Raw genomic sequence first — 245 nt, forward strand, 5'->3', positions numbered from 1 at the left:
TCGACCGCGGCGCTGCTCGATCAGCGCGATCGCTACGTCACGCAGCTTTCGCAGCTGATGGACATCCGCACCGTCACCAACAGCCAGAATCAGGTGACCGTGTTCACCAATTCCGGTGTGCAGCTGGACATTGAGGCGTGCGATCTGCTGCAGCGCATTGTTGGCGGTGTTGACGGAGTCGTTGATGCCGGCCTCGGCATTGGCGCGCAGCGACTGGATTCCCTGCGAGGTCGCGTTGAGCTGCT

At 62.0% G+C, this 245-nt stretch carries 1 pseudogene; it reads left to right on the forward strand.

What is annotated here, in order from left to right:
* A pseudogene (locus FNJ47_RS55205) lies at positions 1-126 on the forward strand (FlgK family flagellar hook-associated protein); the annotation flags it as partial.
* Positions 127-245 lie beyond the last annotated feature (119 nt).

The organism is Bradyrhizobium uaiense (assembly GCF_010811875.1).
Classification (GTDB): domain Bacteria; phylum Pseudomonadota; class Alphaproteobacteria; order Rhizobiales; family Xanthobacteraceae; genus Bradyrhizobium; species Bradyrhizobium uaiense.